The sequence below is a fragment of the Halobellus sp. genome, assembly GCF_042218505.1.
In the GTDB taxonomy this organism is placed as follows: domain Archaea; phylum Halobacteriota; class Halobacteria; order Halobacteriales; family Haloferacaceae; genus Haloquadratum.
The window spans coordinates 35,523-48,976 of sequence record NZ_JBDGQZ010000020.1; the positions used below are offsets into that span (position 1 = coordinate 35,523).

The following is a 13,454-nucleotide window of genomic DNA, read 5'->3' on the forward strand; positions in this document are numbered from 1 at the left end:
TCTCGGGGCGGGCGAAATTGAACGCTACTTGTCGGGGTGGGCGAAATTGATCGCTTCTTGTACCCCGTCACGTCCGCCGATGATCGTGATGCGATCGCCCTGCTTGAGCGTGTAGTCGGCGTCGGGAACGCGGGTCATACCCTCGCGCTGGACCAGCGCGATCAGGCAGTCCGACGGCAGGTCGGGGCCGACGTCGGCGATCGTCCGTCCGATGAGTTCCTCGGAGGTCACCTCGATCTCCTGAACGTCCCCCGACTGTCCGATCTCGCTCATCCAGTCCATCATCGACGGGCGCTCGATGTAGTTGTCCATCGCCTGCGCTGTCGCCACCGTCGCCGAGATCGTTCGGACGCCGAGTTCCTCGAACGCCTCCGCGTTCTCCGGGTTGTTCACCCGTGCGAGGATCGTCTCGGGATCGAACTTCGAACTCGCGAGTTGTGAAACCAGCAGATTCACGTCGTCGTCCCCGGTCGAGCCGACGACGATCCGGGCGTTCTCCGCGCCGGCCGACCGGAGGACCTCGGTGTCGGTCCCGTCACCGTTGTGGACGGTGAAGCCGTCGTTCCGGGCGACTTCGACGGTTTCAGGGTCTTGTTCGATGAGCACTACGTTCTCTCCGCGGCCTTCGAGGCGTTCGGCGAGCGTTCGGCCTACCTTGCCGCCTCCGATGATGAGTACGCGCATTGGAATGATGTCGAGGTATTCGGCTATTCGGCGGGCGAAACCACCTTCGAGAACGACCGTGACGAGGATGACGAGAAAGACCGTCCCCACGAGCGTGTTCGCCGCCTGATTGAGCCCGGCGTTCCGGAGTTCGATCGCGAACAGTGTCGCGACCGATGCCGGGATGATTCCGCGGGGACCGACGAGGCTCATAAACCACTTCTCGCCGGTACTGAAGCGGTCTCCGTACGCCGAGAGGAACACGAGCCCCGGGCGGAGCACGAGGGCGATGACCCCGGCCACGAGGAGCCCGCGAGGCCCGATCGTCCGTAGGATGTCGAACTGTAGGAGCGCCGCGAGTGCGATGAAGACGAACGAGAGGACGAGCAGGGTCACGTCGCCTTTGAACGCCGAAATCTCCTCCTCGTAGGGAATGTCCGCGTTGCCGAGCAGGATTCCCGCGGTCGCAACCGCGGCGATGCCCGCCTCAGTAGCGAGTGCGTCGGCGGCCCCGTAGGCGACGAGCGCGCCGGCGAGAACGAGCAGACGGGCGTTCTGCGGCGCGTTCCCCGGAGAGAGTTCGACGTAGCGGAGTGCATACAGGAGCGCGGCCGCGACGAGGCCGCCGACCAGGATCCCGACGCCGAGGCGTTCGGCGAACAGCGTCAGGAGCGCCGCCGGTTCCGTGATGCCGGTGATGATCGCCTCGAAGATGACGACCGCGAGGATCGCCGCCGTGACGTCGTTGACGATCCCCTCGGTCTCGAGTGCAGCCTCGACGCGGTCGCGGGCCGGGACGACCTCCAGGATCGGCGTAATGACCGTCGGTCCGGTTGCGACGAGCAGGGCACCGATCAGGGACGCCACGGACCACTGCGCGTTGAGCAGCACCCGGACTGCGATGGCCGTCCCTAGGAAGGCGATCACAGCACCGACGGTGATGAGTTTCAGCGTCGCCGACGGGGCTTCCCGAAGTTTCTCGATCCGCAGGTGAAAGGCCCCCTCGAAGACGATAATCGCGACCGAGAGGCCGACGATGGCTGACAGGGCGTTCCCGAACGAGTTCGGGCCGATGATGCCCAGTACCTCCGGTCCGAGGAGGATACCGGCAGCGATGAGGAAGACGACGCTCGGAACCCGATAGCGATCCGAGAGGATCTGCGAGATCACCCCGATCCCGATGATCGCCGCGACGAGGGGGATGAGGTTCGCCCCGCTACTGGCCGCCATTATGCCACCTCCATATCCCGAACGTGCATCCGCATCCGGTATAAACCCACACATTCCGGACGGACGTACCCCCAGACGATCTGTCGAAGAGCGGGTTTTTCGCCGCTAAATGTGTTCAACCGTGGTTTTTCTTCTCACACGTCGGCTGGAGCCGTCGTAGACGACAGTTCAGGCGTCTTCGTAGAGCATCTCGATCTGGTCCCCGTATCGCTCCAGAATGGTGCGTCGCTTCTTTTTCATCGTCGGCGTCATCGTGTCGTTCGCCTCGGAGAACTCCTCGGCGACGAGACGGAAGCGTTTGATCTGCTCGTACGACTCGAAGTTCTCGTTGACCTCGTCGACCTCCCGCTGGATCCGGTCGTGGACGCGGTCGTCGCGGACGAGTGCGTCGGGCGCGTCCGGGACGTCGATGCCCGCTCGATCGGCCCACTCGCTGAGCCCCTCGAAGTCGGGGACCAGGAGGGCCGAGACGAACTTTTGCCCGTCGCCGACGACGAAGCACTGTTCGACCACGGGGCTTGCAGCGAACGCGCTCTCGATCGGTCCCGGCGCGACGTTCTTGCCCGTCGAGAGAACGAGCAGTTGTTTCGCTCGCTCGCGGAACGCGAGATAGCCATCCGGGCGCCGTTCGACGATGTCACCCGTCCGGAACCAGCCGTCGTCGGTGAACGCCGCGTCGGTCTCGTCCGGGCGGTTCCAGTAGCCCGCGCTCACGTTCGGCCCCCGGACGAGCAGTTCGCCGACGTCGCCACGAGCCGCTTCTTCGGCGGCACCGGCAATGTCCTGGTCGAGGTCGATATCGAGGCCCGGGAGCGGCGGGCCGATGGTCCCGATCTTCGGCGCTTCTGGCGGGTTGACCGAGACGACCGGGGCGGTTTCCGTGAGTCCGTATCCCTCCATAATTGGGAGGCCCATCGCGTGATACAGGCCGCAGAGTTCCGCCGAGAGACTGCCGCCGCCGCTGATGAGGAACTCCACGCGGCCGCCCAGTGCCTCGCGAACCTGTGAAAAGACCAGTCGGTCGGCGAGGCGATACTTCGCCGAGAGAACGGGGCCGGGGTCGTCGGCAGTCCGGTGCGCCTGCCCCACGTCGGCAGCCCACGCGAAGAGCCGCCGCGAAATCGCCGACTCGGAAGCCTGCGACCGGACGGCGTCGTACAGTTTCTCATAGACCCGTGGGACGCTCGTACCGACCGTCGGTCGCACCAGTCCGAAGTCCTCGCGGAGGGTGTCTGGGCTCTCGGCGTACGCGACGGTCGCGCCGGCCGCGAACATCAGAAAGTGCCCTGCGAGGCGCTCGAAGACGTGCGCCAGCGGCAGAAACGACAGGGTCGTCGACGCTGGCGAGACGGCCGGTTTCGGGCGATCCGGGCGGGGACCGAACCGCCGGTAGCACTGGTTCACGTTCGCGCGGAAGTTCCGGTGCGTGAGTTCGACCCCTTTCGGCTGCCCCGTCGTGCCCGAGGTGTAGATGAGCGAAGCGAGGTCGTCGGGGTTGCGAGCGCCCAGCCAAGAGTCGTAGGCGTCGGCGTCGAAGGCCTCGCGGCCGCGGTCGTGGACGGCACCGAGCGAGACGACGTCGTCGCGGTCGCGAACCGCGCCGGCCATCCCGCTTCCGTCGGGCAGGTCGTCGATCACGGCAACGAACGAGAGATCGAGGTCGTCCTCCACGGCGAGGACGCGCGAGAGCAACTCGGCGTTCTCGACGACGACGCCCGTCGCGCCCGGATCGGAGAGGAGATACCGAACCTGCGACTCCGAGGAGGAGGTGTACACCGTTGTGGTGACTGCACCCGCCGCGAGAAGCGCGAAGTCGGTCTGGGCCCACTCCATCCGGGTGTCCGAGAGGATCCCGATGCGGTCGCCGGGACCGACCCCGAGTGACCGGAACCCGGCTGCGAGATGCCTGACCAGCTCCCGCATCTCGGTGTACGTCAGGTCGACAAAATCCCCGTCGGGGGCGGCGGGAAGCACGTCGCTTGCGACGAGCGACCGATCGTACACCCCGCCTTTGTACCGCTGTGCGGCGTCAGCGGCGTTCCGTTCGGCGCTGGCCTCGAACAGCCGACTTATCGTGTCCTCGCTGAGGACCGGATCCTCGAAGTCACCCTCCGCCTCCCGCCACGTCATAACGGTTCGACGCACCGCCGGGAATTAAATATGTAGTAGTTCAGGCGGCGTCCCGTTGGTCTCGGTTGAACGGCAGGCGAAATGTTTGTAATTCACTCGGCGTCAGTGCGGTGGTTCGTCGGACGACCGCCCACGGGGCGATGGTTCGCGGGGCGACGGTCTGCGAACACCGTTGGGCAGGACGGGCGACAGCGGACAGGCGGCAACGATCAGAATCCGAACCGGAGGATCCAGAGCGTCCCCATCCCCACGGCAATCGTCGCGAAGACGTCGTCGACGTACCAGGTGACAGCGGCGGCGATCACTCCGGCGACGAGTCGCTCGTTGCCGACGACTGCGAGCGTGCCCTCGGGGGCGACCAACGCGGGGACCGCGATCGCGGCGAACACCGCCGGCGGGACGAAGCGCAGCGCGTTGCTGAGGCGGGAGGGAACCTCCTCGATCCGACCGAACAGGTAGATGAACGACGCCCGGATCGAGAACGTGAGCGCGCCGAGCGCGACGACGACACTCCAGATCGAGACGGAGCCGTATTCGGTGACCATCAGTGCTCACCTCCGGGCTCGGGCGTCGATCTCGTCCCGCCGAGGGCCGCGTCGGTAGCGACGCCGGCAGCGACGCCTACGACCCCGCCGGCGATGATGCCGAGGTCGAACGGGACCGAGACGACCGTCCCGGCAACGGCGACCGTTCCGCCGACGACTGCGGCGACGAACGTCGGCAGCGACGAAACTGCCGGGACGAGCAGGCTCAGGAAGACGAGTGGCACGGCGAATTCGAGCCCCCACGCGTCGGGAATACGAGCGCCGGCGACGATGCCCAGGATCGTACAGCTCTGCCAGACGACCCACAGCGACACCCCGACCGCGAGATAGTAGTTGCGCCGTTCGGCCGGGTTCAGTTCCTCGTCGGCGTAACGCGCAATCGAGAGCGCGTAGGCCTGATCCGTGAGGACGTACGCGCAGAGCGATTTCCACCACGAGCGTAGGGCGCGGAACCGCGGCGCAATCGACGCGGAGTACATCAGCATTCGAAGGTTGATCACGACGCCGGTGAGCACAATCACCAGGAGTTCGGCGTTGCTGCCGAACAGGTCGATCGCGGCCAACTGTGACGCTCCCGCGAAGACGACAACAGAGAGGCCGATTGCCTGTGCGGGCGTCAGGCCGGCGTCGACTGCGGCGGCCCCCGCGACGAGTCCGAACGGCGCGACTCCGAGCAGAACGGGAGCAGCGTCGCGGAGGCCGCGAATGACTTCCGGAGGGATCGGGACGCGGGACACGATCGGATCTCGAACGGGTCGATTAAACCGCTACCGTTTCGGGCCCGGAGTCTGCCGGTCAGCGAGCGAACGGGCCGTGCGACACCACTAACTACTTCACCCAAGTATCAATGGGTATGTCAAACGACGCGCAGTCACAAGCCGGGACCGCTGAGGGGCAGGGACCGGTTGAAGTCTCTATCGAGGTCGCCCGACAGATGGCCGAGAAACGCGAGGACCTCTTCGAGGAGTTCGAGATCAAAGACGGGTTCCCGTCGGCGGTGCTCTCAGAGGCCCGTTCGCGAACGGAGGGCATCCAAGACGAGATCGAGGAAGAACTCGAACACCGAGCGGACCTGCGGGACCTCACGACGTGGACGACCGACCCGATCGATGCGCAGGACTTCGACGACGCGCTCAGCATCGACGAGGACGAGGAGACGTACACGCTGTGGGTCCACATCGCCGACGTGACCCACTACGTCCACCCCGACTCCGAGATGTGGGCGGAGGCCATAGAGCGAGGCAACACCGTCTATCTTCCCGGGTACACGATCCACATGCTGCCGCCAGTGCTCGCGGAGACGGTCTGTTCACTCGTGCCGCAGGAGGACCGACTGGCACACACCGTCGAGATGGAGATCGACAAGGAGACGCTGTCGTTCGAGTCAGTCGATATCTACAAGTCGGTCATCCACTCGGACGAGCGCCTGACTTACACCCAGTGTGAAAACCGCCTCGACGACCCCGACGCGCCGCTGCACGAGGAGAACGTGCTGGTCTACGAACTCGCAGACCAACTCCACGAGCAGCGCAAAGAGGACGGTTCGTTGGTGTTGAATCCGAGTCGCGACCGGGCACACACGATCATCGAGGAGTGTATGTTAAAGGCCAACAAGGCCGTGACGCACGAACTGATGTGGAACCGCGGCGTCGAGGCGATGTACCGCGTCCACCCGCAACCGACGCCCGATCAGTGGGACGATGCACTCCGGGAGATCAACGACCTCAACGGCGTCAATATGTCCGGTGCCTCGTGGGACGACCCGCGGAAGGCCGTCAACGACGCTCTAGAGAACTCCGACTCGCGGGCGCTCAACAAGATCCAACGAGCGGTATTGAAGGTGATGCCCCGTGCGAAGTATATGAACGACCCCTTCGGCGGGCACTACGCGCTCAACTTCGACATCTACGGGCACTTCACCTCGCCAATCCGACGGCTGTCGGACCTCATCAACCACTGGATCGTCCACGAGAACGACGTGCCGGAGGATCTCGTGGAACTGTGTGACCGGGCGTCCGAGCGCCAGAAGGACGGCGAGACGGCTGAGCGGCTCTACAAACAGTTCCTCGAGGAGGTCGGGCTCGACCCCCACGCGGTCAACAACCGCGGGATCCACACCGTCGACGAGGACGGTGTAGTGGTCAACGAAGAGGGGCTCCCACCGGAAGCGATCGACCAGCGGTCGGAGTGAGACGCCGACGCTAGCGCGGCCGCGTCGGTCCCGGCACAGCGACGCTCACCTGCAGCGTCAGTGTTTGTGTGTAAACAGAAGGACCTCGCTCTGGTGAGTGGTTACGCAGAGGTCCAAGAGCATACTGAGTTCGAGGCTGTTGTACTCGTCCTCGCAGATGACTAGGTCGTCGAAGGGGTCACCACACGCGGGACAGGCGATCGCCACTGTGTTCCGGTACGTCGTCACCCCGCCGGCCGATTCGTGCGGCGTCAGCGACGTGGTGAGTTCGTCGTACTCTTCGTCTTCCATCAGTTCTACGGATGAAACGGTCCATCATAATTCTACTCCTCGTGAGGGGCCAGCGTCCCGGGATCGGCCGGCAGGACTGACCGATTGTGCGGCGACTTGGGACACTCAGTCGGCGACCGGAAGTTCGACAACGAAGACCGCGCCCCGGGGGTTGCCGTCTTCGACCCAGACGTCGCCCTCATAGAGGTCGACGAGCGTCCGGACGAGATACAGGCCGAGTCCGGTTCCGTTGCTTTCGAGTCCCTTCTCACCCTTGCCGAAGATATCGTCCTTCCGGGTGTCGGGAATTCCGGGACCGTTATCGGCGACACGTACCCGGACGGCGTCGCCGTCGCCGACGAGCGAGGTCGAGAGGCGCACTTCCGAGATGTCCTTGTCGTTGTGCTGGACGGCGTTCGAGAGGAGGTTTCGGAACACCGACCCCAGGAGGTCGTTGGCCGTCACCGACACCGCCGGAATCGGACGGTCGGCCGTGACGACGGCGTCGCCGGTCTCCGCGTCGATTTTGTCGACTTCCGCCTCGATTGCGTGCTGGAGCGACATCGGCCGCTGGTCGTCCGCCTCGGCGAGCATCACGTCGGCGAGACTGCGCGCGGTTTCGGTCAGTTCGACCGCGTGAGCGGCGCTCTCACGAATCGTTTCGACGTACGTCCGTTCGATGCTCGCCTCCGGTTCGTCGTCGTACCCGTCGGCGAGGAAGTCAGCGTACGCGGTCACTAACTGGAGGTCGTTGCGGATGTCGTGGCGGACGACCTGATTCAGGAGGTCGAGATTGTCCCGCTGCTCTCTGAGGCGGTTTTCGTACTCGTTGCGGTCGGTGATGTCGATGTAGACGCCGAACTGCCGCGAGGCGTCGTCGGCGGCGTTGATCGGCGCCGAGCGGAACAGGAAGTCGCGGATGCCGTCGCGAGCCTCACGCTTGACCTCCCGTGTGACCTGTTCGCCGTCTGCGGCCTCGTCGTCGATTGCAGCGGCCGACACGGCGAGTTCTTCGTCATCGGGAACGATCAGTGCGTTGACGTCGCGCCCGAGTGCGGTCTCCGCGTCGTATCCGAAGGTCTGCTCGAACGCCTGGTTGACGTCTCGCAGGATCGCGCCATCGCCGGTGAGTTCGACGCTGACCACGGGTTCGGGAACGCCCTCGAACAACGCCTCGAAGCGGTCGCGCTCGCGTTCGATTGCGCGTTCCCGCGCCCGGCGCTCCGCACGGGACGCGTCGATGGTTCGGCTAAGTCGGTTGAATCCGTCTTCGATCTGCTGCCACTCCGCCGCGTCGTCGAGGGTGATCTCGATTCCGTACCGTCCTGATTCGAGCGCGCGGAATCCCGCCAGGAGTCGATCGAATTGCTCGTTGTTCCGTCGGGAGACCCAGAGGCCGAGCCCCGATAGCGCCCCGAGAACGACGAGAAGCGAGCCGATCTGAAACGCGGTCACCGCTCGTATTGGAGACTCTACCGCGGCACGGCTCTGAGTGACGCTGACGGTCCACCCCGTCTGTAGGATCGTCGTGTTGTGACCGACGTCCTGCGGAGACGCGTCGTCGGACGCGTGGATCACCTCGCCGTCGCGTGAGTAGACTGTCAACTGCTGTCCCCCGTCGAGGGTGTCGGCGAACGATACGAGGAGGTCGTCGTCGAGACGAAACGCCGCGTTGAGCGTTCCCACCACGCGACCGTCGCGGTGGATAGGCGTGCTGACGGTGACGATGTCGGACTCCGAGTCCGTCCGCACCGGATCGCTGACGTACGTCTCACCCGCGAGCGCTCGCTGGATGTATTCACGGTCGCTGAAGTCGGCGCCGATCGGTTCGCGCCTCGTCTCTGGGGAGGTGTCCGAGACGGCGCTTGTCACCGTACCGTCGGCGGCAACGACGGAGGCACCGGCGAACGTCGAACGATTCAGAAGCGTCACGAGCGCGCGGTGCTGGGCGTCGCTGCCGTGACGGGTGAGGTCGGGATTAGTCGCCGCGACCGACACCGTCTGTTTCAGCGATTCGAGGTCTCGTTCCAGCGAGCGGTCGATGTATTCAGCCGACCGCGTGACCTCGGTTCGCTCTTGGGCGTACAGCGTGGTTTTCTTCGCCTGATGCTCGAGCACGACTGCGCCCAAGAGGACAGCAGTGACGAGTACCAGCGAGAATAAGAATGCACGCTTGAGCTTCACTACCCAACACGAAATGCTTGGACCGGATTGAAACTATTGATTAGTTCGTGCGGTTTCTCCGACTGGGTCGGGGGACGTAGTGTGTACAGTCTCGACAACGGACGGATCAGCGATCGATTTGGCGTCGGTCGTCCTGCCGGAGGGGGGTCCACAGTCCCATCGCAACGCCGACGAGGAGGCCTGCGGTGTGACCAACGTTAGCCATCGCGGGCGAGGCCAACACTAACGCGGCCACCGATTCGGTGGCGACGAGCGCGAGTGCGCACGCCCCGAAGAGGGTGGCGAGGAGTTCGAGGTCGGTCGCGCGTCGGTGGCGCGGGTAGTACGTGACGGCGAAGCCGCCGATGGCGAACACGACGCCGCTGATCCCGTAGACGGCCTGCGGACCCGAACCGAAGGCGAGGCCCCACCCGGTGAGTGCGGCGATCGACATCACCGCGGCGACGAACGCCATCGACACGTAACGACGTTCTGGAAGCGTTGCTTCCGCGATTCGACCGAAAGCGAAGAGCGTCACGACGTTCGGGACCACGTGAACGAGGCCGCCGTGGAGAAGTGGCGACAGCGGCCACGCGAGCCACGGCGCGCGGAGGTACACGTAATTGGTCGTCACGAAGACCGACGGCGCCCCCCACAGCGCGGTCTGGAACGCTTGGATCGCGTAGACTGCACAGACGATCACGACAAGCAGGTCGGTGACGGGTGCCGATAACGACCGGTGATCGACGAAGACCGGTCGCAGGCCGTTCTCGAAGGGTGTGAGGAGGTTCGGGACCGAGACGCGCCGCATCACACGTGCGTGGGTACCGCGTGAGTATGAGTGCTTGGGCGGCGTGCAGCGCGCGACGTCGATTGATCGAGGGACCGATGGGTTATATGCGAAGACGCGGCCAGCAACGGCGTGCGCTGAGAGGTGTTCCACGTCGCACAGCGGTTGTCCGGCACAGCGGCGTGGAAGCGGTCCTGCCGGCTGTTCGCCACGCTACGACCGAGCGGGTCCACCGCTGGACCCGCCGGATTCTTGTCACACCGGCGTGAGCGTCGGACGTGCGACTCGTTCAGGTGATGATCCCGACTGGGAAGCGGGAGGCCGTGCTGGACGTGCTCGACGACGAAGGCGTCGATTACGCCGTCTCCGACGAGACCAGCGGCCGCGATTATACCGCCGTGGTCACGTTTCCCCTCCCGACGTCCGCCGTCGAGCCGGTTCTCGAGCAACTCCGCGGCGTCGGGATCGAGCGGGACGCGTACACGGTGATCGTACAGGCTGAGACGGTCGTCTCCGACCGCTTCGAGGCGTTGAAGGAGCGGTATAAATCCGACGACGAAGAGGGCAGCAACGGCAGTCGAATCGCCCGCGAGGAACTCGTCGCCCGTGCCGACGAGATGGCGCCGACGATCCGTCCCTATGTGCTGATGACTGCGGTGAGCGCCATCGTCGCAACCGCAGGACTCCTCTTAGATTCACCGGCGATCGTCGTCGGATCGATGGTGATCGCACCGCTGATCGGGCCCGCGATGGCCGCGAGCGTCGGGACCGTCGTCAACGACCGGGAACTGGCGCTCCGAGGGGTCAAACTGCAAGCGCTCGGTGGCGCGCTAGCGATCGGAGCAGCGGCGTTCTTCGCCCTTTTGTTGCGGGTGACGAACATCGTGCCGCTCACCGCCGAAGAGGTGTTCGCGATCGGGGAGGTCCGCGAGCGCCTCGCGCCGGGCGTGCTCTCGCTCGTGATCGCCCTCGGAGCCGGCGCTGCAGGGGCCGTCTCGGTCGCATCGGGCGTCTCCTCGGCGCTCGTCGGCGTGATGATCGCGGCGGCGCTCGTGCCCCCGACGGCAGTCGTGGGCATCGGGATCGCCTGGGGAGAGCCACAGACGATTGTGGGCTCGGCGGTCCTCGTGCTCGTTAACATCCTCGCGATCAATCTGGTCGCGCTCGTCGTGCTCTGGCGGATGGGCTACCGGCCGAAACTGTGGTTCCGCGAGGAAGAGGCCCGGGCGACGACTCTCAAGCGGATCGCAGCTCTGGCAGCGGTGCTGCTCGTCCTGACGGGACTGCTCGGTGCGTTCACGTACAGTTCCTACCGGACGTCGGAGTTCGAGCGCGGGGCCACCGCGGCGATCGAAGCGGAGTTGCCGCCGGAGGCAACCCTTCTCGATTTAGACGTGACCTACGAGGGGTTCCCGCTACAGACGCCGCAGCGGATCGTCGTGACGGTCGGGCATCCGCCGTCGACGGAACCGCCGCCCGTTGCGAACTCCATACGTGATCGCATCACTGCGCTGGGTCCCAACCCCCTGTGGCCGTTCGGTGACGAATCGATCCGCGTTGAGATCCGCTACGTGGGCGTCGACCGAGCGACTGCAACCGAGGGGTAGCGGACGCACGAAAGCGCAGCCGGTCCCGTCCGCGCGGAACTCCGATCGCAGGCGCTGGAGCGCGCGATAGCCCGCTGCCGGATTCTCGGTGAGCGGCGTTCAATCGGCCGCAATCGGGAGTTCCGGGCCGATCTATGCGGTGCGCGAGTCGGCCGCCGACGGAACCGGGTCGGGGACACGATTCGAGGCCGATCCGGTGACCGTCACGGCGCGCGTCGACGTTACGTACACTGTCGCACAGGCGGGTGGGCCCCGAAGGGTCTCGCGGATCGGACCGCTACTCCTGCCGCGACGGCGGAATGTCGGGCTCCCACGCCACAGCGTCCACAGCCGCATCGAGAACCGCGTCAACGCCGTCGCCTTTCTCGACGCTCATCTGGTACTCGGCGTCGACGTCGCGAGAGCGGTCGCTTTTGTTGTTGACGGTGAGGACTGGCACGTCGCGCTCACGGAAACGCTCGGCCACCGCGTCGCGGAGTTCCAACTGCGATTCGAGCGGGTAGCCGCACGCCTCGCTGGCGTCGAGGACGAACACCACTGCGTCGGCGAGGTGTTCGATCGCACTCACAGCCTGCCGCTCGATGTCGTTTCGTTCGTCTTCGGGGCGGTCCAACAGCCCCGGCGTGTCGATGATCTGATAGCGGATCCGATCGCGCTCGAAGTGCCCGACGTGGACGCCGCGGGTCGTGAACGGATAGTGAGCGGTCTCGTTGTCCGCGCGGGTAACGCCGTTGACGAACGACGACTTGCCGACGTTGGGATACCCGGCGACGACGATAGCGGGTTCGCCCGGACGGATATCTGGCAGCGTCCTCAGCGCGTCGCGAGCCTCGCCGATGCGTATGAGGTCGTCTGCGACCTCCTCGACGACGTCGGCCATCCGGGCGAACGCCTGCTTGCGGTGCTTTCGGGCGGTCGTGGGCTCCGTTTTGCGGAGTTTCGGCTGATACTCCCGACGGAGTTCGCCGATCTGTCGGCTCGCCCACGTCACCTCCGAGAGGCTCTGTCTGAGTTCGTCGACGTCGACGATCGCATCTGCGAGTTCGTAGTAGAACGGATCGACCGTTCCGAAGTCGGGCCACCGCGTGACGACGTTCTCCAGGTTGTCCGAGAGAATCGAGGAGGCGGTCTGGAGCATCGACTGTTGGGCCTCCAGGCCGGATTTCGCTCGCCCCGCACGCGCCGCTCGCGAAAACGCTTTGTCGAGAAGTTCCTCCGACCGGGGCGTCGTCGGAAGAGACTCAAAAATCATTGGCTGCTCCTACTCGGCCAAGCGGTAAAAGCGCGTTCGTTCGGATATCACACGTAGTAGCGTCTGCAAGTCTTCGTTCACTCGATCGCACGACTGCGTGTGAGCGGATATACAATCAGTTGCAAGCGCTACTGTAACACGTGCGATCTGCAGAGGTGAAATCGCCATCCGTCGCGGGAATGGCCCGGATCGTTTTAGTCCCGCGGCGCGTCGGTCGCGGTATGGAAACTGACTGGCGCGCGGTGGGGATCGGATTCGCAGTGATAGTCATCGGATCGGTCATCGGACTCACCATCGCGCCGCTCGGACAACTCACGGCCGGACTCCTCGGCGGTGCCGCAGCCGGGTTCCTCGCCGGCGGGGGGATCGCAAAGGGAACGTGGAACGGCCTGGTCGCCGGGTCGATCTCGGGAGTCCTCGTCTCGATTGTGATCGGGCTGGTCGGCCTGATCATCGGCGGTGCAATCGGACTCAGCGGCGGCCCGCTCGGTGGGTCGCTCGGCGGATTCCTCGGCGGAGCGGGAGCGTTCCTCCTCGGAATCGTCGCGACTGTATTCTTCGCTATCGACAGCGCCATCGGCGGTGCGATTGGTGGACTCGTCGGCGAGTAGGC

At 65.2% G+C, this 13,454-nt stretch carries 11 protein-coding genes; 3 read left to right on the forward strand and 8 right to left on the reverse strand.

The window, feature by feature from the left end; genetic code table 11:
• Positions 1-24: 24 nt before the first annotated feature.
• From ABEI27_RS06805 to ABEI27_RS06820, 4 genes are all read right to left on the reverse strand, one after another.
• Complete coding sequence (locus ABEI27_RS06805) at positions 25-1,893, reverse strand: cation:proton antiporter (protein ID WP_375798655.1); 1,869 nt, start codon at positions 1,891-1,893, stop codon at positions 25-27.
• Between the two features lie 168 nt (positions 1,894-2,061).
• A complete protein-coding gene (locus ABEI27_RS06810; RefSeq protein WP_375798656.1) occupies positions 2,062-4,023 on the reverse strand; it encodes an AMP-dependent synthetase/ligase in 1,962 nt (653 codons plus the stop codon).
• A 209-nt stretch (positions 4,024-4,232) separates the two neighbouring features.
• Entirely contained in the window at positions 4,233-4,568 is a 336-nt protein-coding gene (locus ABEI27_RS06815; RefSeq protein WP_375798657.1) for an AzlD domain-containing protein, read from the reverse strand.
• Entirely contained in the window at positions 4,568-5,305 is a 738-nt protein-coding gene (locus ABEI27_RS06820) for an AzlC family ABC transporter permease (RefSeq protein WP_375798658.1), read from the reverse strand. The genes ABEI27_RS06815 and ABEI27_RS06820 overlap by 1 nt, the downstream gene beginning before the upstream one ends.
• Before the next feature lie 116 nt (positions 5,306-5,421).
• Here ABEI27_RS06820 and ABEI27_RS06825 point away from each other — a divergent pair, with 116 nt between their 5' ends.
• Entirely contained in the window at positions 5,422-6,759 is a 1,338-nt protein-coding gene (locus ABEI27_RS06825; RefSeq protein WP_375798659.1) for a ribonuclease catalytic domain-containing protein, read from the forward strand.
• A gap of 57 nt (positions 6,760-6,816) precedes the next feature.
• On the opposite strand, the gene ABEI27_RS06830 is transcribed toward ABEI27_RS06825, so the two are convergent.
• The 3 genes from ABEI27_RS06830 to ABEI27_RS06840 form a co-directional block, all read right to left on the reverse strand.
• Positions 6,817-7,050 carry a hypothetical protein gene (locus ABEI27_RS06830; RefSeq protein ID WP_375798660.1) on the reverse strand — a complete coding sequence of 78 codons (234 nt, stop codon included), beginning with the start codon at positions 7,048-7,050 and terminating at the stop codon, positions 6,817-6,819.
• A 105-nt stretch (positions 7,051-7,155) separates the two neighbouring features.
• Entirely contained in the window at positions 7,156-9,213 is a 2,058-nt protein-coding gene (locus ABEI27_RS06835) for an ATP-binding protein (RefSeq protein WP_375798661.1), read from the reverse strand.
• A gap of 106 nt (positions 9,214-9,319) precedes the next feature.
• Positions 9,320-10,003: a rhomboid family intramembrane serine protease gene (locus ABEI27_RS06840; protein WP_375798662.1), complete on the reverse strand. Its 684-nt coding sequence runs from the start codon at positions 10,001-10,003 to the stop codon at positions 9,320-9,322.
• 257 nt (positions 10,004-10,260) lie between these two features.
• On the opposite strand from ABEI27_RS06840, the gene ABEI27_RS06845 reads away from it, so the two are divergent.
• A complete protein-coding gene (locus ABEI27_RS06845; protein ID WP_375798663.1) occupies positions 10,261-11,589 on the forward strand; it encodes a TIGR00341 family protein in 1,329 nt (442 codons plus the stop codon).
• A 277-nt stretch (positions 11,590-11,866) separates the two neighbouring features.
• Here ABEI27_RS06845 and ABEI27_RS06850 read toward each other — a convergent pair whose 3' ends face one another.
• A complete protein-coding gene (locus tag ABEI27_RS06850) occupies positions 11,867-12,841 on the reverse strand; it encodes an NOG1 family protein (protein WP_375798664.1) in 975 nt (324 codons plus the stop codon).
• 221 nt (positions 12,842-13,062) lie between these two features.
• On the opposite strand from ABEI27_RS06850, the gene ABEI27_RS06855 reads away from it, so the two are divergent.
• Positions 13,063-13,452: a DUF5518 domain-containing protein gene (locus ABEI27_RS06855; RefSeq protein WP_375798665.1), complete on the forward strand. Its 390-nt coding sequence runs from the start codon at positions 13,063-13,065 to the stop codon at positions 13,450-13,452.
• The last annotated feature ends 2 nt before the right edge of the window (positions 13,453-13,454 follow it).